General features: G+C 41.9%; 20 protein-coding genes, 1 tRNA gene and 2 pseudogenes. 9 read left to right on the top strand and 14 right to left on the bottom strand.

Features of this window, described 5'->3' with window-relative positions:
• Positions 1–520 precede the first annotated feature (520 nt).
• The 7 genes and pseudogenes from AC6IZ0_RS04825 to AC6IZ0_RS04795 all read left to right on the top strand — a co-directional run bounded on the left by AC6IZ0_RS04825 (position 521) and on the right by AC6IZ0_RS04795 (position 9,188).
• Positions 521–601: transfer RNA gene (locus tag AC6IZ0_RS04825), tRNA-Leu, on the top strand.
• A gap of 100 nt (positions 602–701) precedes the next feature.
• Positions 702–1,339 (top strand): annotated as a pseudogene (locus tag AC6IZ0_RS04820) (chorismate lyase).
• A 184-nt stretch (positions 1,340–1,523) separates the two neighbouring features.
• A complete protein-coding gene (locus AC6IZ0_RS04815; RefSeq protein WP_497725274.1) occupies positions 1,524–3,251 on the top strand; it encodes a DUF3352 domain-containing protein in 1,728 nt (575 codons plus the stop codon).
• 151 nt (positions 3,252–3,402) lie between these two features.
• Positions 3,403–4,461, top strand: coding sequence for a c-type cytochrome biogenesis protein CcsB (gene ccsB, locus AC6IZ0_RS04810; RefSeq protein ID WP_497725273.1), 1,059 nt, complete (start codon positions 3,403–3,405; stop codon positions 4,459–4,461).
• 49 nt (positions 4,462–4,510) lie between these two features.
• The gene (gene tilS / locus AC6IZ0_RS04805; RefSeq protein WP_497725272.1) at positions 4,511–5,533 is read left to right on the top strand and encodes a tRNA lysidine(34) synthetase TilS; all 1,023 of its coding nucleotides are present in this window, start codon (positions 4,511–4,513) and stop codon (positions 5,531–5,533) included.
• Between the two features lie 149 nt (positions 5,534–5,682).
• Positions 5,683–7,044 (top strand): Hpt domain-containing protein, encoded by a 1,362-nt coding sequence (locus tag AC6IZ0_RS04800; RefSeq protein ID WP_497725271.1) that lies wholly within the window; start codon positions 5,683–5,685, stop codon positions 7,042–7,044.
• Positions 7,045–7,139: 95 nt separating this feature from the next.
• On the top strand, positions 7,140–9,188 hold the full coding sequence (locus AC6IZ0_RS04795) for a prolyl oligopeptidase family serine peptidase (protein ID WP_497725270.1): 2,049 nt from the start codon (positions 7,140–7,142) through the stop codon (positions 9,186–9,188).
• 13 nt (positions 9,189–9,201) lie between these two features.
• On the opposite strand, the gene AC6IZ0_RS04790 is transcribed toward AC6IZ0_RS04795, so the two are convergent.
• The 10 genes and pseudogenes from AC6IZ0_RS04790 to AC6IZ0_RS04745 form a co-directional block, all read right to left on the bottom strand.
• Positions 9,202–10,110 carry a F0F1 ATP synthase subunit gamma gene (locus AC6IZ0_RS04790; protein WP_497725269.1) on the bottom strand — a complete coding sequence of 303 codons (909 nt, stop codon included), beginning with the start codon at positions 10,108–10,110 and terminating at the stop codon, positions 9,202–9,204.
• A pseudogene (locus AC6IZ0_RS04785) lies at positions 10,097–11,655 on the bottom strand (alternate F1F0 ATPase, F1 subunit alpha). Before AC6IZ0_RS04785 ends, AC6IZ0_RS04790 begins: the two are co-directional and overlap by 14 nt.
• Positions 11,656–11,701: 46 nt before the next feature.
• Entirely contained in the window at positions 11,702–12,460 is a 759-nt protein-coding gene (locus AC6IZ0_RS04780; RefSeq protein WP_497725268.1) for a F0F1 ATP synthase subunit B family protein, read from the bottom strand.
• An 18-nt stretch (positions 12,461–12,478) separates the two neighbouring features.
• Complete coding sequence (locus tag AC6IZ0_RS04775; RefSeq protein ID WP_271732535.1) at positions 12,479–12,754, bottom strand: F0F1 ATP synthase subunit C; 276 nt, start codon at positions 12,752–12,754, stop codon at positions 12,479–12,481.
• A gap of 167 nt (positions 12,755–12,921) precedes the next feature.
• A complete protein-coding gene (locus AC6IZ0_RS04770; RefSeq protein ID WP_497725267.1) occupies positions 12,922–13,596 on the bottom strand; it encodes a F0F1 ATP synthase subunit A in 675 nt (224 codons plus the stop codon).
• Positions 13,586–13,876 (bottom strand): N-ATPase subunit AtpR, encoded by a 291-nt coding sequence (locus tag AC6IZ0_RS04765; protein ID WP_497725266.1) that lies wholly within the window; start codon positions 13,874–13,876, stop codon positions 13,586–13,588. The genes AC6IZ0_RS04770 and AC6IZ0_RS04765 overlap by 11 nt, the downstream gene beginning before the upstream one ends.
• A 25-nt stretch (positions 13,877–13,901) precedes the next feature.
• Entirely contained in the window at positions 13,902–14,222 is a 321-nt protein-coding gene (locus tag AC6IZ0_RS04760) for an AtpZ/AtpI family protein (RefSeq protein WP_271732530.1), read from the bottom strand.
• Entirely contained in the window at positions 14,206–14,610 is a 405-nt protein-coding gene (locus AC6IZ0_RS04755; RefSeq protein ID WP_271732529.1) for a F0F1 ATP synthase subunit epsilon, read from the bottom strand. The genes AC6IZ0_RS04760 and AC6IZ0_RS04755 overlap by 17 nt, the downstream gene beginning before the upstream one ends.
• A 71-nt stretch (positions 14,611–14,681) precedes the next feature.
• Complete coding sequence (gene atpD / locus AC6IZ0_RS04750; RefSeq protein ID WP_271732528.1) at positions 14,682–16,079, bottom strand: F0F1 ATP synthase subunit beta; 1,398 nt, start codon at positions 16,077–16,079, stop codon at positions 14,682–14,684.
• A 288-nt stretch (positions 16,080–16,367) separates the two neighbouring features.
• Complete coding sequence (locus AC6IZ0_RS04745) at positions 16,368–17,129, bottom strand: circadian clock KaiB family protein (protein WP_497725265.1); 762 nt, start codon at positions 17,127–17,129, stop codon at positions 16,368–16,370.
• Positions 17,130–17,750: 621 nt separating this feature from the next.
• Between AC6IZ0_RS04745 and AC6IZ0_RS04740 the strand changes: the two genes are divergently transcribed.
• On the top strand, positions 17,751–18,125 hold the full coding sequence (locus AC6IZ0_RS04740; RefSeq protein ID WP_271732526.1) for a hypothetical protein: 375 nt from the start codon (positions 17,751–17,753) through the stop codon (positions 18,123–18,125).
• Between the two features lie 130 nt (positions 18,126–18,255).
• Positions 18,256–19,377 carry a non-hydrolyzing UDP-N-acetylglucosamine 2-epimerase gene (gene wecB, locus AC6IZ0_RS04735; protein WP_497725264.1) on the top strand — a complete coding sequence of 374 codons (1,122 nt, stop codon included), beginning with the start codon at positions 18,256–18,258 and terminating at the stop codon, positions 19,375–19,377.
• On the opposite strand, the gene AC6IZ0_RS04730 is transcribed toward wecB, so the two are convergent.
• From AC6IZ0_RS04730 to hemC, 4 genes are all read right to left on the bottom strand, one after another.
• Positions 19,363–19,470 (bottom strand): peptidoglycan-binding domain-containing protein, encoded by a 108-nt coding sequence (locus AC6IZ0_RS04730; protein WP_497725999.1) that lies wholly within the window; start codon positions 19,468–19,470, stop codon positions 19,363–19,365. The genes wecB and AC6IZ0_RS04730 overlap by 15 nt on opposite strands.
• A complete protein-coding gene (locus tag AC6IZ0_RS04725; protein WP_497725263.1) occupies positions 19,421–20,233 on the bottom strand; it encodes a peptidoglycan-binding protein in 813 nt (270 codons plus the stop codon). The genes AC6IZ0_RS04730 and AC6IZ0_RS04725 overlap by 50 nt, the downstream gene beginning before the upstream one ends.
• 598 nt (positions 20,234–20,831) lie before the next feature.
• Positions 20,832–22,220, bottom strand: a complete 1,389-nt coding sequence (gene glgA, locus AC6IZ0_RS04720) for a glycogen synthase GlgA (RefSeq protein WP_497725262.1) — start codon at positions 22,218–22,220, stop codon at positions 20,832–20,834.
• A 385-nt stretch (positions 22,221–22,605) separates the two neighbouring features.
• A complete protein-coding gene (gene hemC, locus AC6IZ0_RS04715; RefSeq protein WP_497725261.1) occupies positions 22,606–23,577 on the bottom strand; it encodes a hydroxymethylbilane synthase in 972 nt (323 codons plus the stop codon).
• Positions 23,578–23,657 lie beyond the last annotated feature (80 nt).

Below are 23,657 nucleotides of genomic sequence, written 5' to 3'. Positions count from 1 at the left end.
CTAAACTGTCCTAACTGTTTCCAATCCTGATTAGATACAGAAACTTGTTTTTCATTGTCCCCACTCACCCAACCAGTTTCGATGTTAGTACCAGTAGATAGTTGTTGTCTCCTCTCGGATTTGCCACAATACTGTCGCTGGGTTTCAAATGATGACAGGATTGATTCTAGGAACTTTTGACCAACCTTTGAGTTTTGAGATAGACAAAAATAGCCAATCTTTTTCTACTCTCTCAATATTGATGGCTTGTCTTTCTATTTCCATAGTGCGGTAACGAGGATGATTCTGACAGCTTGACTTACTACTACTACTTGTGCATCTGCCAGTTTGGATTCTCTTCGGCTTTTGTGAGGGCAGTTGGTACTTCACTCATCAAGCCACTAGATTTGTCGGTCATATATCCTCCTTCCCAGGATTTGTGTCTACTTCCACTTAATTTTTGGGTGACTTTTACTAAATTTAACTATTTTCTCACTATCTTTATTTTTTTTGTGCTATAGTTTATTTCTGTACAAACAGCGCGGATGTGGCGGAATTGGTATACGCGCACGCTTGAGGTGCGTGTGGCTTTGCCTTGCGAGTTCGAGTCTCGCCATCCGCATTTTTTATTTGGTAGAAAATTGTCTCTGTAGTTTTCAACTCACTGTTGCAAGCATAATTTTTGTGCTTTTATAGAAGTAGGTGAACTTTTGTAAAGAACATTGACTGCAATTTTTACAGGGAAGAACAATTCAACATTGCCAATAGCATGGCATCCCCTCACTCCAATTTGGCAAGGTGGGGAAGAGGTGATCCAAAAAAGTTTGCCACACTCACAGTTAGCACCAGCGTGGCAATTGTTACTTTTAGGTGACGGATCGCCCACAAGACATTTACAATTACTGACGGGAGAACCGACAGAAGTGGATGTGATTGATATGTCTTTGATTGGCATGAACCCAGATGAAGCGCCGGAATTAATTCAAGCTGTGCCGGGGCCACGACTGCGGCGACAGGTATGGTTACGTACTGCATCGGGTCAACGATTGGGTTATGCTACGTCATGGTGGGAAGCTAGTCATGTGGATGAATTTTTGCAAAATCGTTCACTACCTATCTGGGCGAGTCTTGCTCGTATTCGTACAGAGTTATACCGTGATATACAGGGAATTTACTATGGTAATTCAGCCGCACTAGAGTCAGGTTTTGGGGTATCTGGTCTTTTTGGGGCCGTCATTACTTGTTTTGGCATCATGGACGACCCCTGACTTTAATATATGAAGTTTTTTCGCCTTGTTTAACCAAGTATTTGGGCAGTTCAACACTGATTTACCCAAATGGGCTAGAGCCGGGAAGTTAGTATTATTGGATACAAAATCAATATAATTTGTGTGACTACGGTGCATCTGAGGATACTGATAGCTTGCAGCTTTTTCAAGTTAGCTATACTTTCAAAGTGCTAGGAGGATGACTGATTTCCCTTCTAGGAAACATCCCAAAAAACTTGTCTACTCAATTTAGCAAAGGATGAGGTATAGGTTTCGATGACGCTGCCTATTGTATCTGTGATTAAAAAGAATACTAAGAAACCATCTGTGCTGCTGACACTATTGGCTGCTGGATTGTTAATTGGTGTGGGAAGTGCAGCATACTGGTTTTTAAGCCAGAGGCAAACATCTTCTAGAGGCTTGCCAGTGGGTGTAAATATTATCCCTCAAGATGCCCTGTTTACGGTTTCTTTAACCACAGATCCCAAACAATGGCAACAATTACAGGAGTTGGGAACAAAAGAAACCCAAGCAGAAATCACTAAAAATTTAGTGCAGTTGCGCGATCGCTTTTTGAGTGAGAATGGTTATGAGTTCCAGAAAGACATCGCCCCTTGGGTAGGCGATCAAGTCACCCTAGCAATTCTCTCGCCCCCAAAAATTCAACCAGGGATCAAACCTTTAAACAAGCATAGCGATGGTGCTATAGCCCAACAGTCCATGGTGATGGTATTACCGGTCAAAAACCTAGAAGCAGCCAACAGCATCTTGGCAGAACCCAAAACCCTGAAACAAGGTAAATGGACTGAGCATACTTATCAAGGAATTACCATTAGACAAACTGATAGTCAATCTGGGGAAAAGCTTTCAGCCGCATTAGTAGATCAAAGGTTTCTAGTCATCACTGATGATCCCCAAGCCACAGAACGAGCCATTGATACATATCAAGGTAAAGCATCCCTAGCAACAGTAGAGGGTTTTAGGGATAATTTGCGGAAAATTTCTGATCATCGCCCCTTTGCTCAGTTTTATCTGAATGTACCAATAGCCGCCAGACTAGCTGCTGTTGCTCCCAACAGTCCTTTACCTGCTCAAGTTTTAACTCAACTGCAAAATAACCAAGGTTTAGCCGGGTCTCTGACTTTGGAACCTGCAGGAATAAGGATCAGGGGTATTTCGTGGCGAAATTCTCAGAGTCAGCGTGTGCTAAAAGTGGAGAAGACCGCCGAAACCATGCAAAACCGGTTACCTGCGGACACATTAATGATGCTGTCTCACAGAAACTTACAAAGTTTGTGGGCAGACTACGTTTTAATATCACAAAAAAACCCTCTTGCGCCCATATCACCGGAACAATTGCGAGGTGGTGTCAAGTCACTTACCGGATTAGATTTAGATAAAGATTTTCTCAGTTGGATGCGAGGTGAGTTTTCTGTTTCGGTGATTCCCAATAGCTCAAATGAAGATTATTCTCAGGATTTCCGAGCTGGGTTGTTACTCATGGTACAAGCAAGAGATGCCTCTAACGGGAAAAGCCTGCGTAAGTCAGCTGAAGCATCTTTGAAAAAGCTGGATGAGGTGATGCAAAACCAATATCAGTTCCAGATTCAACCGAGTACAGTTGCAGGTAAACCGGTTATTAACTGGATTACACCCTTTAATACTTTAACTGCTACCCATGGGTGGTTAGATGACGATATTGCTTTTTTGGTAGTGGGGGCTCCCATCACAGATAAAATTATGCCTAAACCTGATCAAACACTAGCTAGTAGTGCGACATTTCAAGAAACGGTTCCTGTACAACTCCATCCCAATGGAAGATTTTTCTTGGATATGGAAAGGAGTGTACAAAACTTCACATTAAACACTGTATTTCCTCAGCAACAAACTTTTCTAGATGCCACACAATCAATTGGCGTAACATCTGCTGTCAGCGATGATCGCAGTATGCGCTATGAAATTTTTATAATACTGAAAAAAGGTGAGACAAAAGGTACCGGCTAGGTAGTCTCAAGGGTGATTTGCTGGCAGTATGGGTAGCAAGGGTTTAATGCACCAAGGGGGACTAAAAAGCATGTCCAATGAGTCTCCTAAGCCGATAGGATCAGAACAGTCAGAATGATTATTTTAAGGAATCAACTGGGGAGAACACTTTATGAATCTGGTTGAACTCCAGAACTGGTTGGACAATGCCAGTTTTGCTGTATTATTTCTCACAATGCTGGTGTATTGGGGAGGTGCTGCATTTCCCAATCTGCCCGCACTTGCTACTTTGGGGACTGGGGGTATGGCGATCGCCAATTTGTGTATAGCCACCCTGCTAGGGGCGCGATGGATAGAAGCGGGGTATTTTCCCCTCAGTAATTTGTATGAATCGCTATTTTTCTTGGTGTGGGGTATTACCGCAGTGCATCTGTTTGCGGAGAACACTAGTCACAGCCGCTTAGTAGGAGTTGTTACTGCCCCGGTAGCAATGGGGATTACTGCTTTTGCTGCTCTCACCTTACCATCAGAAATGCAATCAGCAGAACCTTTAGTACCTGCTCTCAAGTCCAACTGGCTGATGATGCACGTCAGTGTAATGATGTTGAGTTATGCCGCTTTGATGGTAGGATCACTACTAGCGATCGCCTTTCTCATAGTGACTCGCGGTGAAAATATTCAACTACAAGGCAGTTCTGTAGGTAATGGCGGTTATCGCAGTAACGGCTACCGCTTGTATAAAGCAGGGGAGCTAACTTCCCAAGCGGGGACACCGCCGGTAGAAAGTAATGGCTTTGCTCCCTTTGAAAATAACAACAATGGCAACGGTCATACGGCGGTTTTAAATTTAGTCACGGTTACTGAGTCTGCCAAGGTAGTAACTGCTGGGGAACTACTATCACCACAGCGCCTGAGCCTAGCTGAAACCTTAGACAATATGAGCTATCGCGTCATTGGACTAGGATTTCCTCTGATTACCATTGGTATTATTGCCGGTGCGGTGTGGGCTAACGAAGCTTGGGGGTCTTACTGGAGTTGGGATCCCAAAGAAACCTGGGCGTTAATTACCTGGTTAGTTTTTGCGGCCTATCTCCACGCCCGCATTACTCGCGGTTGGCAAGGTCGTCGCCCGGCCATTTTAGCCGCCAGTGGTTTTGTGGTCGTCTGGATTTGCTATTTGGGTGTGAATCTTTTAGGTAAAGGTTTGCATTCTTACGGTTGGTTTTTTTAATTATCCCCTAACTCCTCCCGCTAAGGGAGGAGGTAAAACAGAAGATCAAATGGTATGGACTGCCCTACACGCAAAAATACATCGTACGATTCGCTCGCGCCACTTATTTGAGCGTCATCAGAGGCTATTAGTAGCGGTTTCTGGTGGGCAAGATTCTCTGTGTTTAATCAAGTTACTGTCAGATTTACAACCCAAGGGTGAATGGGATTTAGGGATCGCCCACTGTGATCATCGCTGGCGTAGCGATTCTGAAGCTAATGCCCATCATGTGGAAAAATTAGCTAGAAGTTGGGGTATATGCTTTTATTTAGCCACCGCGAGGGAACCTTTAAAGAGTGAAGCGGCGGCTCGTAATTGGCGGTATCAAGCTTTAACTGCCATCGCCCAAGGAAATAGTTACCAGTATATTGTTACAGGACACACCGCCAGCGATCGCGCAGAAACTCTGCTTTACAACTTAATTCGCGGCACAGGTGCTGATGGGTTACAAGCACTTACTTGGCAAAGACCACTCACAGCAGATGTTTTACTAATTCGTCCGCTTTTAGAAATTACTCGCCAACAAACAGAGAAATTTTGTCAAGACTTTCATCTCCCCGTCTGGGAAGATATCACTAATCAAGATGTCAAATATGCCCGCAACCGCATTCGCCAAGAATTAATCCCATATTTACAAGCAAATTTCAATCCCAAAGTAGAATTCGCCTTAGCCCAAACAGCAGAACTATTACAAGGGGAAGTGGAATACTTAGAGCAAGCAGCTGACAAGTTAAGGGAAGAAGCTATAGGGGGTCTAGATGCGCACCGCAGAAGTAATGAAGGAAATTGGACTGATTTAAGGTTGAATCGGCGGGTATTACAGAAAGCACCATTAGCGCTGCAACGTCGCGTCATGAGACAAATATTACAAAATATTCTCAGTGAGCCTCCGAGTTTTGAACACATTGAAAAATTAACAGCGTTAATTATAGCACCAAACCGTTCACAAACCGATCCATTTCCTGGGGGTGCCATCGCCCAAGTCCAAGGGGATTGGATTTGCCTCGCTGTGTATAATAGACGAGATGAGTAGCGTCTCCACTGAACTTATTTACTCTCTGGCCCTAAAGCTAGGTAGGATGAAATTGGGTAAAACGCCGGGTAGTTTCACCAAACATCCTAGTGGTAATCCTAGAATCCAACTAAATCAGCAAAAACCAATCAGCACTCAGAACTTTTATTATGCTGCGGGAACAACAGCCAGTTTTAGGTTACTTCATAGAAGAAGCTAGAGACCATGTGAATACAATTGAGCAGGGGTTACTGGATATCCGAAATACCTTGAATAACCCGGAAATGGTCAACGAAATTTCCCAGGCCGCTCATTGGCTCACAGGAAGGGCGGGTATGCTAGGGCTAATTAGTATTGAACATACATCCCACCGTCTAGAAGATTGTTTTAAAGTTCTTCAAGAACATCCGGTTCAGGTTGACGAAAAGTTAACATCTTTATTTCTCAATGTATGTAATACCTTAAAGGTACTATTAGAAGATTTATGTGGTAGTTCCCAGGCTCTATCAGAAGAGACGCTTAATACTCGGGTATCAGAAAGTGCTGCGGAATTTCAAGGGCTGTATGAGCATCTGGAATTGCTTCTCAAACAAAACAGTACTAGACTGGCAAAGGAAAACACTCGAACAGAAGTAGAAATAACCGCGGAGGATATTGTCAGCCGACTGACTGAGGTGATAGCGTGGGTGGATATTCCTTATGTGCAAGAATACAGCGAAACTACATCCAAACAATCACCCCCGTCTGGAGGATTTTCAAAACAACATTCGTTCTTAGGCACGGTAGCTAAGGACTATGGGGATGAATTTCACCCGCAGGTGTTACAAAAAGTGCGGGAAATGTTGCAACTGTTTAAGAAAAACAAAACACCCGAATCTCGGCTACATCTCCAGCAATGTTGTCAGCAGTTGGTAGAAATTGGCCGGAGGCAAAATTTTCCTCACTGGTGTAGATTATGTCAAGCAGCGGCGAATGCGATCGCTAACCCTGACAATAGCTATCTCACCCTAGCCAAAATTGTCGTTACCGAAATCAAACAAGCCCAAGAACTAGTTCTCCAAGGTAGAGAAACGGAGATTGCAACTAGTGAGCAATTAATAGCCCTGTTGAACTTGGAACAACTGGAGTTATTACAGTCTGAGGACTTTCACCAGCTTGTATATGTAGAAGAAGCGACAACAGAGGATAAATTAGACTCCAATACAGATGATTGTGCTAATAATCCTGGTATTATAAAGCTTACAGACATCATAACCAGCTTAACTGAACTCTCGGATAACTGTCAAAAGGACACAGAAAATAGTGCTTGTACCCCGGTGTTATTGGGGGATGCTCAAGAAAACACAGATATGAGTGATATTGACCAGAATCATCAGGTAGGGTTAGCCGAGTTAAATATTCCCGCTGATTTAGTTCCAGATAAAACCTGTCCACAAGACAAAATTTTAGAGATTACCACTCTGAGTGAAATAGATTTTAGGGACGGCGGTTTAGCTGATTTGGGATCTTTTGTTAATATCCTCTCCTACTAACCCTTAGGGGTGTAGCGGCTTAGGAAGAGGATATCTGATAACTTTCGTTTTATGTTTTATATAAATTTACCATTTTTTTTAAGTTTTGATTGCTTATGTCTTACCCAATCAGCAACAAAAGTGATCAAGTTGATAACTACCATGGGACTTTAGTTACAGATCCTTACCGTTGGTTAGAAGAACCAGACTCAGCAGAAACCCGCAGATGGATTGCGGCTGAAAATCAAGTTACTTTTAATTACTTAAGAGAAATTCCTGCTAGGGAGAAAATTAAACAACGCCTGACTAAACTTTGGGATTATGAAAAGTATGGTACACCATGTAAAAAAGGTAATAACTACTTTTATGTCAGAAACGATGGACTGCAAAATCAAAGCGTCCTCTACACCCTAAAAAGCCTTGATGGTGAACCTAGAGTTTTACTGGACCCTAACAAACTCTCAAGCGATGGTACTATTGCCCTTTCAAGATTAGCCATTAGTGAGAATGGTCAACTTGTAGCTTATGGTATATCTATATCTGGTTCAGATTGGCAAGAGTGGAAAGTTTGTGATGTGGAAACAGGCGAAACCCTCTCAGATCATCTGAAGTGGATTAAATTTTCTGGTGCATCCTGGACAAAGGATAACCAAGGTTTTTTCTACTGTTGTTACGATGAACCAAATGCAAAAACTAAATTAGAAGATGTGAATTATTATGAAAAGCTTTATTATCATCAACTAGGTACTACCCAATCTGAAGATGTTTTAATTTACCATCGTGACGACCAAAAGGAATGGGGTTTTAGTGCTGAAGTAACTGAAGATGGCAATTATTTAATTATTTATGTTTGGCTGGGAACTGATGTGAGAAATTTAGTTTTCTACAAGGATTTAAATAACACCCATGCCGAAGTTGTAGAACTAATTAACCAGTTTGAAGCTAATTATAGTTTTATTGAAAATGATGAGAGCGTCTTTTATTTTCGTACAGATTTCAAGGCTCCACGGGGCAGATTAATTGCTATTGATACCGAAAACCCTGCTCAAGAAAGTTGGCAAGAAATTATCCCTGAATCTGCCGCAACTTTGGAAAGTGCGAAAATTATCAATAATCAATTTGTTGTTCACTACCTCCAAGATGCACGTACTCAAATTAAAATTTTTGATCTGAATGGCACATTAGTGCGTGAGGTAGAATTACCTGGAGTTGGTTCAGCAGGTGGTTTTAGTGGCAAGCGCAATGATACTGAAACTTTTTATAGTTTTACCAGCTTCACTGTACCAGAAACGATTTATCGCTACAACATGGCGACGGGTAAAAGTGAGGTTTTCCGTCAGCCACAAATAGATTTTCATCCAGAGGATTATGAAACTAAACAAGTATTCTACAGTAGTAAGGATGGTACTAAAGTACCAATGTTTATTACTCATAAAAAAGACATTAAATTAGATGGTAATAATCCCACTTATCTCTACGCTTACGGCGGTTTTAATGTCTCAATGACTCCTGATTTTTCTGTGAGCATATTGGTATGGATGGAGATGGGTGGTGTTTATGCTCTGCCAAATATACGCGGTGGTGGTGAGTATGGCGAAGAATGGCACGAGGCGGGAATGAGGGCGAAAAAGCAAAATACCTTTGATGATTTTATTGCGGCGGCGGAGTGGTTGATTGATAACAGTTATACACAAACTGGGAAATTAGCGATCGCCGGTGCTAGTAATGGCGGGTTACTGGTGGGTGCTTGTATGACTCAGCGTCCTGAGTTGTTTGGTGCAGCTTTACCAGCGGTGGGGGTAATGGATATGTTGCGATTTCATAAATTTACCATTGGCTGGGCTTGGACTAGTGAATATGGTTCACCAGATAACCCAGAGGAATTTCAAACAATATATAGTTATTCGCCACTACATAACCTCAAACCAGGGACGGTTTACCCTGCAACTTTAATTACCACAGCAGACCATGATGACCGCGTTGTTCCTGCTCATAGTTTCAAATTTGCCGCAACTTTGCAAGCTAGTCAAGCTAGTGGTGCACCAGTGTTAATCAGAATTGAGACGAAAGCCGGACATGGGACGGGTAAACCCACACAGAAGATGATTGAAGAAGCAGCAGATAAGTGGGCGTTTTTGGTGCGGACTTTGAGGGTTATTTTGTAAGTTGTCATATTTCCTATTTAACCTGTGATCCAGTTAAAGCCTCAAAACCTGAGACTATATCGAGGAGTTCAGCAGTAATAGAACTTTGACGTTGGCGGCGATACTCAGCATTAAGGTCTGATAACCGTTCGGCGATATTCTTTTGTGCAGCTTGCATTGAAGAAAGGCGACTGGCGTTTTCACTGGCTAAAGATTCAGCAAAGGCACGGTATAAAGATATAAATAAATATTCGCGGACTAATGCGGAAAATAATTGATTTTCATCCATTGTAAAGGTTGGTAATACTGGAGTAGGCCAAAGTTTGGTTTCTAAATTGTGCAACCAATGGGGGTCAACAGGTAAAAGCTGTAAACTCGTGGGGCGATAGGATGCACCAGAAAGAGATTTGTTGTAAAACAAAATAATCTGCTGGAGTTGTTGCTGTGTTTGCCATTGTTCGATGGTCAGCAACATTTCCTGCACGATAGAAGTGATTTGGCTCAGAGAATTAGGTAGAGAAAATTGGTCTGTGATGCTTTTTTCTAATGCTTCTAAGGGGTAGATTAACTGCGTTCCCACAGCGGCAATTTTGATGCTGTGTGGCTGTAACTCATTGAGTTGTTGCACAGCATAAGATACTATTCGCTCATTAAATTGACCGCACAGGCCTTGGTCTGAGCCAAATATAATTACAGCTATAGAATTATGAGATGATTTGCTGGTGGTTGCAGATGCTAATATACCCCGTTGTTGACAAAAATATCGCTGTTTGAGGACAATTTGTAATCCCATCTCGATGGTGCGGTTATAGTCAGCTAAGGATTCTACAGCTGTTTGATATTGTCTGATATTGACAGCGGCGAGGGCTTTCATGGTTTTGACTACAGACTGTAAATCTTGAACAGTACCAATTTGAGCTAATAATGATTCAATTGTGGGCATTTTCTGATTCCTCGGACTGGTGGGGGTGCAAAAAAGCTATGGCCTGTTGGACTAGATTTAACAAAGCGTTTTTATCTTCATCTCTGAGCTTTTCACCTCCTTGAATGCGATCGCTCACTTGGGGTAATTGTTCTGTAACTTTTTGGCGAACTGCTCTAGCCGCTTCCTCAATTTTATCTAGTGGGATGTCGTCAAAAATACCCTCAGTTACAGCTAACAAGACAGCAATCTGTTCTTCTACAGGTAAGGGTTGATACTGGGACTGCTTGAATATTTCTCGCACACGTCTCCCCCGTTCCAAGGTGTGGCGGGTTTCTTCATCTAACTGTGTACCAAAGCGAGCAAAAACCTCGACTTCCTGAAATTGTGAGTAAGACAGCCGTAAATCTCCAGCTACAGCGCTATAGGCTGGTAACTGGGTTTTTCCACCGACTCTGGAAACTGACTTACCTACATCCACTGCGGGTAAAATACCTTTTTGAAACAAGTCGGGAGATAAATAAATCTGTCCATCGGTGATAGAAATTAAGTTAGTGGGAATATATGCAGAAATGTTCTGCGCTTGGGTTTCCACAATTGGTAATGCAGTGAGTGAACCACCCCCAAGTTCTTCTCGCAGGTGGGTAGCACGTTCTAATAGTCGGGAGTGAATGTAGAAAATGTCACCAGGATAGGCTTCTCTCCCAGGGGGCGGCGTAATAACAGTGAGAGTTCCCGATACGCCCAGGCGTGATGGGTTAAATCATCGTAGACAATTAATACATCTCGGCCTTGTTCCATGAAGTACTCAGCAATTGTTGTGGCGGCGTAGGGGGTGATATATTGTAATCCCGGCGGATCTTCCCCAGATGCTACTACGACAATGCTATATTCCATGGCGTTATGGTTGCGTAGGTCGGCTATTACCTTGGCTACGGCTGAGGCTCGTTTACCAATGGCGCAGTAAATGCAAATGACATTTTTGTGCTTTTGATTGATTATAGTGTCTGTGGCGATCGCAGTTTTACCAATTTGGCGATCGCCTACAATTAACTCTCGTTGTCCCCTACCAATAGGCACCAAAGCATCAATCACTTTTATACCTGTCTGTAAAGGTACTGTTACGGGGGCACGATCCATAATTGCTGCGGCTTGTCTTTCCACAGGAAGACGTTCTGTATACTTAATTTTACCTTGATTATCCAGGGATTTGCCTGTAACATCTAGTACACGTCCCAAAAGTGTTTCGCCGACAGGTACATCTAAAACTCTGTGAGTGCGTTGTACCTCTTGTCCGGCAGCTATGTGTGTACTATTACCTAATAATACAACACCAATTTCCGTAGCATCTAAGTTAAAAGCAATTCCTAATACATCCCCCGAAAAGCGTAATAGTTCATCGGCTTTGACGCTGGATAAACCCGATACCTTGGCAATTCCTTGATATACGGATTTAACTATGCCAATTTCACAAGTTTTTATCTGGGGTTGGTGGTTATCTAATACTTGTTTCAGGTTTGTAAAGGTATTATTTAGGACTGTTTGTAAGGACTGTTGTTTGTTCATGAGATTTGTCTCACGTGGAGGCACAGTGGCGAAAAGGAGGAGAATTTTAATTCGTGCTTTGTTTGATGATGGCGGAGAATTCTTCTGAGAGGGTTTCTAGGTAGTCGTTGAATGTCCAGGAAACTTGATAATTGGATATTTGTAGTTTTATACCGCAGATGTTATCTGAGGATATGGTAAATTTGATATTTTTATCTTGACTGATTTTTTGGGCTTCCAAGGTATTAACAATTTTTGCTCGCTCAGGTGGGGAAATATCAAAACTGCTATAAATAACAATTTCTGGCGATGATTGGTTTACCAGTGTTTGAATTTCTGTTCTATCTATTTTTTGCAGACGATTTAAAAATACCTTGATCACTTGTTGTTCTAAACTTGCATCTGCTAAATCTTGCAAAGCACGGCGGGTAATTGCATAGGTTTGTTCCTGTACTTGTTGGCGCAAACTTGTTAAAAATTCATCTTGCTCCCGCTCAATTGCTTCCCGCCATCTTATCTGCATCGATTCAATTTCTTGGCGCGCTTGGTGGATTAATTGTTGACGTTCTTCATCGGCTGTGGCTCTAGCTTGATTGATTAAAGTAGCACGTTGTTCATTTAATTCTTGTTGCTGTCGGCGATATAATTGAGCTTCTTGTTCTGCTTCTTCCTGTTTTAATTGTGCTTCTTCCCAGCGATTGGTAATTTTTCGCTGGCGTTCTGCCATAGTTTTAGTTATGGGTTTGTACAAAAACCGCCACAGTAAAAAAACTAAAATTAGGAAGTTGATAATTTGAGCGATGACTGTAAACCAATCAATCAGCATAGATAATCTCACCCTGAATTATTTGCTAGTAAAATAATCCCAAAAAGGATTAGCAAAAATCAAAATCATTGATACCACAAAACAATAAATAGCCGTAGACTCAATAATTGCCAAACCCACAAATAAAGTGCGAGTAATAGTGTTAGCTTGGTCTGGTTGTTGAGCTATTGCGCCCAAAGCCCTGGCCACTGCCCAACCTTCAGCAATAGCCGGACCAACCGAACCAATTGCAATAGTCAAACCAGCAATAATAATAGAAACCATACCAATCAAACCAATATTATCAATATTCATCTGTGTTTATCTGTGTATATAGCATTTACCATGCTCGTGAGGTACATTTTTTTTTAGTTTGAGGGAACAGGGAACAGGGAACAGGGAATAGGGAATAGGGAATTGGTGTGTACTTCATGAGCCTGAAAAAGGCTATATCTTTGGACAAATAGATTACAATTTACTTCCTACCTTCCCCTATAAGCCCGAGTTGCAGAGGCAATATATACCATAGCCAAAATTGCGAAAATATATGCTTGAATAATCCCAATTAACAGCCCCAATAACCTAATTATAATCGGAAAAAATAAAGGCACAAGAGAAAGCAAAATAGCCACTAACATAGAACCACTCATAATATTACCAAACAAGCGCACAGCTAAAGCCAGAGTCCGGGAGAATTCGCTAATAATATTGAAAGGCAACATTAAAGGTGTAGGCTGAATATAATTTCTGAGATAACCTAATAAACCTCGATTGAGAATCCCAAACAAGGGCACAGCTACAAAGACAGACAAAGCTAAGGCCGCTGTAGTAGAGAGGGAACCTGTGGGAACTTGATAACCAGGGAAAATAGTCAGTATATTAGCGACAGCTATAAACAGAAACAAAGTACCGACAAAAGGCAAATATTGATTTGGTTCTTGTTGACTAACTTCTCTAATTTGCTGGTTGATGGTATCTATAATTATTTCTAGGCAGTTTTGCCAAGGTGAAATTGGTGGTTTCACTTTTAGGTTACGGGTGATCATCCAAGATACCACAACTAAGAGAATCATCACCAGCCAAGTAAATGCAATGGTGGCATTAATCTTGATGAATTTCCATTGCCAAAAAATTAGATTATCAGGACTAATTTCCATAGTTAGATTCCTGTTTTAGTTGCCAAAAATGCATGAAGATGATACGGGACAGTAAGAACCCTAATAGGGCAATTAGGACTCGTTGCCAGTTTCCATCCATAATCAGATATAATCCGAGTATAGTGATACTGAGGCGACCAAATAAACTACCGACAATTAAGCGAAATGGCCATTGGGTTGTGGGTATTTGTCTTACGGTTAACCATAAACTCACAAAATAGAAAATTCCCAAGGTAAATCCCAATGGTAAGGCGATGAATAAATATAAAATATTGTTCATGATGTTAGTTAATTTTTTTCTATCTCTATTGATTTGTGCTTTGCTGTTGTACCCAGAACCAGGCGTTGAGACAGCCGAGTATCAGCCCTATAAATAGCATCATTAATGTCCAGGAGTATTGGCTAGTCGATGTTTTATCAATCCAAATGCCTAGGGCAATACCAAGTAATGTGGGAATGGTGATCGACCATCCCACAAGACCGATCATGCCTAGATTAAACCATATACTTTCGTCTTTTTGTCTTTGCGCTGCCAATTTCCGGGCTAATTTGCTTTTTATCTGCTGTTGAAATTCTCTGTCTGATTTATGGCGTTTTTTTGGTAATGATTTATGTGGGTGCTTCACTGTTTGCACTTCCTACTTTTACAAGACCACGCATAAAACTAATTTCTAATTTAGCTGCGGCGGAACGCGCCATTTTTTGTTTTTCATTCAATTTTTTAAATTCTGTTTCTACTGTTTGTTGTAATGTTTCTAAATTATTACCTCTGATGGCTTGTCTAGTTGATATCAGGACTTGGTTACCACATTTGACTAAAATTCCTTGATCTACAGCCAGAAAATTTTCTTGCCCTTGTGGTGTTACAAAGGATAATATACTGGGGACTAGGGCAGTTACAAAGTCTATATGATTTGGTAGTATGCCAAAAGCGCCGTTTTCAGCTTCGGCGTTGATTTTTGTGGCTGGTTCTTCTAAAAGAATCTTTGTAGGGAGGAGGATTTTTATTTTCATACTTGTTATATAGTATAAGAAATAACTAAGTACACAAAGCCAGAGTAGATAACAAGTTAATAAATAAATAATTAATAATTATTTATTAATTCATCAACTGTACCAATCATGTAAAGTGAGCGCTCTGGATGATCAGCAAATTCATCATTGAGAATGCGATCGCATCCTGCAAGTGCAGCTTCTAAACTGACTAGTTTGCCTTGTTTCCCTGTAAACTGTTCTGTACTGAAGAAAGGTTGAGTTAAAAATCTTTCTAGTCGTCTGGCGCGGTTGACTGTTTGGCGATCACTAGCTGAAAGTTCTTCTATGCCTAAAATGGCGATAATATCTTTAAGGTCTTCGTAGTTTGCTAAGGTTTGTCTCACAGCTTGAGCTATCTGGTAGTGGTGGTTTCCCACTATTGGCGGTGTCAGCATTTTCGAGTTGGACTTTAAGGGGTCAACTGCTGGATAAAATCCCTCACTAGCACGTTTACGAGACAGCACAAGTGATGCTGATAAATGACCAAAGGTGTGAACTGCTGCGGGGTCAGTAAAATCATCGGCGGGAACATATACAGCTTGTACGGAGGTAATGGCGGCGCTGGGGGTGTTGGCGATGCGTTCTTGTAATTGAGCTAGTTCTGTTTCTAGGGTGGGTTGGTAACCAACCCGGGAGGGGATGCGCCCCATTAAACCGGAAACTTCTTGTCCCGCTTGGATAAACCGAAAAATATTATCAATCAATAAGAACACATCTTGTTTAAGATCATCGCGGAAATATTCAGCCATGGTCAGCGCTGCTTGTCCTACACGAAATCTCGCCCCGGGGGGTTCATTCATCTGACCAAAAATCATGACAGTATTCTCTAATACACCAGCCTCTTGCATCTCTCGATAGAGTTCTTCTGCTTCCCTGCTTCGTTCACCAATTCCACAAAACAGACTAATTCCGTGATACTCCCTGACTATGTTGTGAATCATCTCAGTAATCAACACAGTCTTACCCACACCTGCACCGCCAAATAATCCTGCCTTCCCACCTCGTTCTAAAGGTGCGAGAATATCAATAGCTTTAATCCCAGTTTCCAAAATTTCTGAATTTGTTGACTGCTCAATTAGGGGTACAGGGGACTGATGAAGCGATCGCCATTCTCCCCCGGATATCTCTGGTTTGCGATCAATTGTCTGGCCAAAGACATTGAACACTCTCCCCAGCAGTCGTTTTCCCACTGGAACCTGTAGGGGATGTCCCGTATTGGTTACCAAAGAACCTCGGGCTAAACCTGATGTTGGTGTCAAAGCAATTCCGCGCACGGTCTGATCGTCAATGTGACTCATCACCTCTATGACCACGCTGTAATTTTCCCCCGCTAACAACTGGGTATAAACATCGGGAAGCTGTTGATCAAATAGAATATCAATAATACTCCCGCGAACGGAAACAACTTGACCCTGATTAACTGGACACCAATCTACAGTTTGCTGCATCAATTTAATCCCTGGGAATTATTTCTATCTTTCTGCTCGTGGCGTAGTTATCTACTTGGTGCTTCCTGAAAAACACCAGATATTCACACTCCCCTGTGTCAACACACATTCATCCTTGATTCTAGCAGTGGAGGCGAGTTTACTAATATGCTGCTTAACAAGCAATTATACCATACCTGTTAACCCACCCTGACAAATAAACTCTTTGCTGTCTCCACTCCAGATGTGGCTCTTTCGACGGTCGGGATGTCCTCTTTTAGTTAGATGAGTGAAAATGTTTTTTTAGTGTTAATATTGTTTATCTGTAGCGCCTAACATCTGTAACAGTTTGTCTACATTATCTATATCCCCAACAATGCGCCGAATTGGTTGCGGCCAAACCTTAACCAGAGTGGGTGTGGCAGAAACTTGATCAATTTCCGCCTGTTCTGGATTGGTTAAAACATCAATCACTTTCATGGTGTAAGGATACCCCAGCGATCGCTCCAAAAGTCCGTGGAGATTCTGAAGAATGCGTTGTGTGTTCAAACTATGTCCAGCCACAAACAGCCGCAAAACATAACATTCTGCTTGTAACTGTAAGCTTTGTGTAAGGTTCATAGGTATATCAGACTGTACTCGAGCTTGGGAGGAGTCCAAATTGACTATTAAATCATGGTCTTGCCAAAGTTGGGGAAAGGTGGAGCGATAAGTTGCTAAGACCATATGATCGCACAATCCCTCTTGCCAAGGTGCTGTTTGCCAAACTAAATCCGTGCCAAAAATGGCATTCAGTAGAGCCTGATGTCGCATAACAGATGGATAGGCTTCAGCAAATGTTCTGACTTGGTGAGTATGTGGATCTAACCACTGGTCAATAGTTGCAGTATAGCAAGGCACTAAAAAATGTGGCGGTTCTGGTAAGTCCAAGATTTCCTGCAAAGCCGCACATAAATGTAAATGCCATCGCCCCTGCTTGTTAGGGTCGATGCAGTAAATTAAATCCCCTCCTGGTGTAAAAAGGGCAATACCTTTAAACAATTGCGGTTTTGATAGTTTATCAGTGATCAATTTAGTTACAGGGTTGAGGGAGAACAAAACTGAGAAGATTGTTTTTACCCTGTATTCTACCTAAACTTATCCCCACAGAAACCATGTGACTTGATCAAAAGCAATAACCCCCTGTCATTTTATATATTTTTATATATTTTTCTGATTTTTTGGCTCATATATAGTTGCTGCACAAAATACCGTATAATTTATCGATTTTTTAGTTATTTTCAATACTCAATAATATTTAGCTAAATCTACGTTAGATTTGCCGGTTGCGTTTGCAGCCGGCAACACTGAGGAGCTTTTCAGTCTTTTATGAGAATTATGAGAATTAGTAGTAACCTTGATAAGAAATGTTAAGTAAGACTGAATTTAAAACTGGGAAAAAACTGGCATAGCCAAGTCATATTCTGAAGTATTCCCGAAGATAGAGGCCAGAAACTAGGTGGCAAATCACGAGGGAAATTGAGCTTACACTCATCTTTATCAAAAATGAAGTGTAAAGTTTAGTAAATAAATGCTCATTTTAAGAAAAGCATTCTATATACTTAAACTTCAATTGAACAATTCAGTTAAGTCGTTAAAAACGATATATGACTGAAATGAAAACCTTGCTGTATATTTTTGGGAGGAAAAGTCATGGTTTCGGCTAAAGGCTCTAATCTAGGAAAGACCTACTCCTTGATGATCAAAAGTTTTTTGATTTGGACGTTCACATTGGCAGTATGCTTGTTGGTTGTCGGTTTTCCATTAGTCTTTTTAATGGCTACGGTCGGATGCTTATTGTCAATTGTCTTGCAATCTGTAATGCCTGTTAGTGCGGTTTTGCTGGTATCAGGCGGTTTAATTATGTTGAACGTCCTGGGAGTAATGATCGCTGCTGGCGTGTTGACTGTTAAAGGTGTACACCCCAATCAAGTCAAGTGGTTGAGCTGGTTACATGGAGAAGGAGAGCAAATACAGACCTCTTCTGTATACGCTGCTTGTCCTTTAACGTGTGAAATTGAGGTATAGTTCGTTCTGATCAATTCGACAAACAGAGCATCTGCCCGGTTAAGCCGGGTTTTTTCATGTTTAATTTCTCGATCTTGAATATAGGATTGCTATAGTTTGTACTGATCAGGTAATGATATATTCTGCAAAAATGACTATTAAAAAGAAAGTTGGCATTATTTTAGGTACACGTCCGGAGGCGATTAAACTGGCTCCTGTCATTCAAGTATTTCAAAATTCGCCAAAATTTGACTTACAGGTAATTTTAACTGGACAGCATCGCGAGATGGTAGAGCAAGTGATGCAGTTATTCAACCTAAAGGCTGATGATGATTTAGAAATTATGCAGCCCCAGCAAACCTTAAATGATATTACTTGTCGCAGCTTACAGGGATTAGAAAAATTATTTCACAAAAGTCAGCCGGAATTAGTCATAGTTCAGGGAGACACTACGACAGCTTTTGCCGCTGCTTTGGCAGCATTTTACCAAAAAATCCCCGTTGCTCATGTAGAAGCTGGGTTAAGAACTGACGAGTTATGGAATCCATATCCAGAAGAAGCGAATCGGCGGCTGATTTCTCAACTCACCCAGTTACATTTTGCGCCTACTCCCTGGGCGGCGGAGAACTTGCAACGTTCTGGCGTTTTGGGAACAATTCACATCACAGGTAACACTGTTATTGATGCACTATTAAATGTAGCTGCAACTAAACCCGCCTGTAATGTACCGGGTTTAAATTGGAATTCATATCGTACCTTGCTAGCAACAGTTCATCGGCGGGAAAACTGGGGAGAACCATTACAAGCGATCGCCCAAGCATTTTTACAGATATTAGATAAGTTTCCTGATACAGCCTTGGTGTTACCATTGCACCGTAACCCCACAGTGCGAGAACCATTACAAGGACTATTAGGGAATCATCCCCGCATCTTTTTAATTGAACCTTTAGATTATGCCGAACTAGTGGGGGCAATTGGGCGATCGCATTTCTTATTAACTGACTCTGGTGGTTTGCAAGAAGAAGCCCCAAGCCTGGGAAAACCAGTATTGGTTCTGCGAGAGACTACAGAAAGGCCAGAGGCTGTAACTGCTGGTACAGCCAAACTTGTAGGAACCACAGCGCAGAAAATTGTTCAAGCAGCCGCAGACTTACTAAGTAACCCCAAGGTCTATGACGCAATGGCCAACGCCATCAATCCTTATGGAGACGGTCACGCAGCCGAACGCATCTTAGAAATTGTGCAAAATTATTTTGAATTAACGCCCCAATAAAACCCTGCGAGTTTGAGAACCGACCATACCATCAATAGGTAAGTTATTGCGAGCCTGAAATTGTCGGACTGCGCGAGTAGTGACAGGTCCAATAATATCCCGTGGGTTGAACACCTAAAGCTCTTTGAACTTCTCTGACAGATGCGCCTCGAGATCCTAATCTCAGATTAACTCCTCTCCCCTGAGAACTTCTGTAAGTATTCCCAAATAAAACCCTACGAGTTTGGGGACCAACAATACCGTCAACAGGTAAGTTATTGCGAGCCTGAAATTGTCGGACTGCGCGAGTAGTGACAGGTCCATAATATCCCGTTGGTTGCACACCTAAAGCTCGTTGAACTTCTCTCACAGATGAACTACGAGATCCAAACCTCAGACTAACTGAGCTACCAACACCACGACTAGTAATATGAGTGTTACGACGACGATAATTTGGTGTTCTGCTAATCCATCTCGCAGAAACAAATCTATTGCGAGACAGCTTAGAAAAACCATTGATAATTTGCCCATCCCTGATTTCCGTACCATTGGGAAGACAGTCTACAATTCGAGAGTTGACGCTAGGCTGTTCACGGACACTCAGACAACTGCCGTTAGTACTGACGTATGATCTTGCAGATGTGTGAGCGTGGCTGACTGTACCAAAAAATATACTAAGCCCAGCTAAAAATAACCAAGCAGAAGATTTAAGAAAATTTAGCCCGTATAATTGCTTCTCGGAGAAATTATATTCTCTAGCTGTAACCACTCCAGAAGGCATGAAGAGTTTTTTCCACTCAAACTGAAAGTTAGGAACATGATCCTCATTTGCTTCTTCGTTGGCCATAAACATATGTGAATAAGCCATGTAGTCCATAATTGCTCCTTTGTGCAATCAATTGAGAATTTGTCCAGAATTTTTGCAGCTGGGGATTTAATTTTTCTGTAATTTCAATTACCTTCACAATTGCGATTCTGGGGAGTCAAAAGGATTAAACCCTGCCCTGAAGGTCTAATGCGTTACCCACATATTTCTTGAGGTTCTCGAAAGGATTTCGATAATTTGAAAATTACAATACTGTTGACAAAACCTAACTGATTGTGATCGATAACAACCTCATTTTATTGAGCATGAACAACTGAGGATTAAGGGTTAGGGTAGTGGTGAGCCATCGCTGTGAGAAATCTTGAGAAAAATCCGGGTAATGGATAGCTTAAGGGTAGGGACTGAATACAACAAATATCAGTGTGAATTTGCCCGCCATTGCTCTATACTTCCACAGTTTGAAAATTGCCTAAGTAACGAAGAGTACTATTTTGTGGTATAATCGATGTTTTTATTGCCCTGAGCTACTATAGTAGATAACTAAAAAAACTCATGATCAGGACCATCAGGTTAATTCCGAGGGTCTGGGTCATGAGTTAAGAAAATTATTTGATGATGGAATCAGGATTTAGTATGATTCCAGTTGTAGCTATTCCTCTTCCTCTGGTAAGCCGAAAATTGATTTATATAACTTTACATACTGCTTGGCGGATTCATGCCAACTGAAGTTCTGGCTCATACCACGTTTTTGCAATTCCTGCCATTGAGGTTGGAAACGGAAGCCTTCCCAAGCTCGGATCATACAGGTGAACAGATCTAATGGTTCATAGCGGTCAAAACAATAACCAGTACCGGCGGCGTTCATGGGGTCATGGTGCAATACGGTGTCCACTAGTCCACCTGTACGGCGCACAATAGGGGGACAACCATAACGCAAAGACATCATTTGACTGATACCGCAGGGTTCAAATCGGCTAGGCATTAAGAAAGTATCAGCACCAGCATAAATCCGACGAGACAGGGAATCATTATATAGCAGATAAGTTGCCATCCTTCCAGGATAGCGGGATGCTAACTGCCACATTTGGGTTTCGTAGTAGCGATCGCCTGTTCCCAACAGCACGAATTGGGCATCAGTATAAGCCATGAAACGGTCTAGGATTTGCAAGACCAGATCAATACCTTTTTGCTCTACTAACCGTGTTACCATGCCAATTAAAAAGGCTTTGCTGTTAACTTCTAAACCTACTTCTTCTTGGAGAGCAATTTTGTTAGCCTTGCGTTTATCCAGGGTATCGATAGTAAAGTTTTCGCTGATGGCTTTATCCGTGGCGGGATCGTAAAGCTCAAGGTCTATACCATTGATAATCCCGGATAATTTACCACTGATAAAAGATAGCAAACCTTCTAGGGTTTCGCCGTAAGCAGGAGTTTTGATTTGTTCAGCATAAGTGGGAGAAACTGTATTTACCCGGTCAGCGTACTGTACCGCTGCTGCCATGGTATTATGTCCCTGCATATACCATGGACACCAAGTAATTTTTTCTAAATACCATCTCCACGGCCCTTGATAGGCGAGGTTGTGAATAGTAAACACAGTGCTGATATCCGGGTCTTGGTGCATCCACACCGGAATCATGCCCGTGTGCCAATCGTGACAGTGGATAATTTGTGGTTTCCAGTAGTTCCAGCAAAATTCAGCTGCGCCATTGGCAAAAAAAGTAAACCGCCAGTCCTCATCATCACCACTATAAATCCGGCGGGGTAAAAATACAGGATGTCCGAATAAGTACAAGGGAACGTCAGTACCAGGTAAAACACTTTCGTAAACTTCAAAGTCCTGGAACATGGCATATCCCTTCCAAATTGGTGCTTCAGGAATCTGCATTTTGTCTGGGAGGAAGCCATAATAAGGCAAGAATATGCGGACATCATGCCCCATTTGTCTCAATATTTTGGGTAATGCACCCACCACATCCCCCATTCCTCCCACTTTGGCCACGGGAGCTGCTTCTGCTGCAACAAATAGAATCCGCATGGTAGTTTTTATTTCCCCGGTTATGCTTATCTGTTTTGAGTTATCAAGTTTTGCACTGCTATATAAAACCTAGACAAAGCTAGACTTTACTTTCTACTTCAACAGGAGCATGGGAGCGGTTATCCCTCAGTAGACTTGCACGCCTTAGCCAGACGCGATATTTCTCTTAAGATTTACAAGAAAGACTACCGCTATCATTGCTTGGTTTTCGCGTTGGCAATAGTCTTAATTCAATACTTGATATCGTAGGATTATATATCAAGTGGGCGATTTTCTTAACTCACTTATGTCAATTCTTGTCAACATAAGTATAGTTTTGTCTATAAAATAGTCAGCTTAGGACTAGCTCTAGTACTGATCTAATCACATCTGCTGACCCAATATCTCAGGAACCCCGTTGAATTTCGGTAAATATTTCCTCTAGGATTTCCTGTGCACCTTGTTGGCGTAACAGTTGTGCTAGTTCTGCGCCTAGGTTTTCAGCATCCTTAGCAGCACCTGTCACAGTGTCTTTTACCAGTTTTTGACCATCCACACTGGCAACTATGCCCGTTAGTGTTAATACATCACTATTTATCTCTGTATTTACACCTATAGGTACTTGACAACCGCCTTCGAGCACCCGCAAAAATGCTCTTTCGGCGAGACAGCGATCGCGGGTTTGAGGGTGTTCAATGGCTTTGAGGATGGTGATGATTTCCTGGTCATCTGCACGGCATTCTATCCCTAAAGCACCTTGTCCTACTGCATGGAGGGAAATTTCTGGGGGGAGAATTTGATGAATGCGATCGCTCATTCCCAGGCGCTGTAATCCCGCCGCTGCCAAAATTAGGGCATCATATTCCCCCGCATCCAGTTTAGCCATGCGTGTATTTAAATTTCCCCGGACATCCTTAAAAGTGAAATGGGGGAATTTGTGGCGTAACTGTGCGAGTCGTCTTAAGGAAGATGTGCCAATAACTGCACCTGCTGGCAAAGTTTCAATTTGCTTATCCTGATACTTCTCATGTACCACGAGGGCATCTGCGGGGTTTTCCCGCTCTGTAATCACTGCCAGGGTTAACCCTTCTGGTAAATTAGTGGGTAGATCCTTGAGGGAATGAACTGCAAAGTCAATCTCCTGACTGAGCATTCCCACTTCTAACTCTTTAGTAAATAGTCCCTTATCGCCAATTTTAGCTAATGCTACATCCAAGATTTTGTCGCCTTGGGTAGACATGGTATGGACTTCAAAAGTGATATCAGGAAAGCTTTTCTGAAGTTGTTCTCTTACCCAGTCGGTCTGAACTAGGGCGAGTTGACTTTTACGAGAACCAATGCGGATGGTGCGTGCAGGACTGGAAACAACTGAAGTCATAAATAAAACAGTATCTTAAAACCAGGCGATCAAGTTATTCTCATCTAGATTACCGCAGTGGGTAAGTCTCCGGATTGTTA

It is taken from the genome of Anabaenopsis sp. NIES-4685 (genome assembly GCF_059725405.1).
This window is presented reverse-complemented; position numbering and strand designations above follow the sequence as displayed.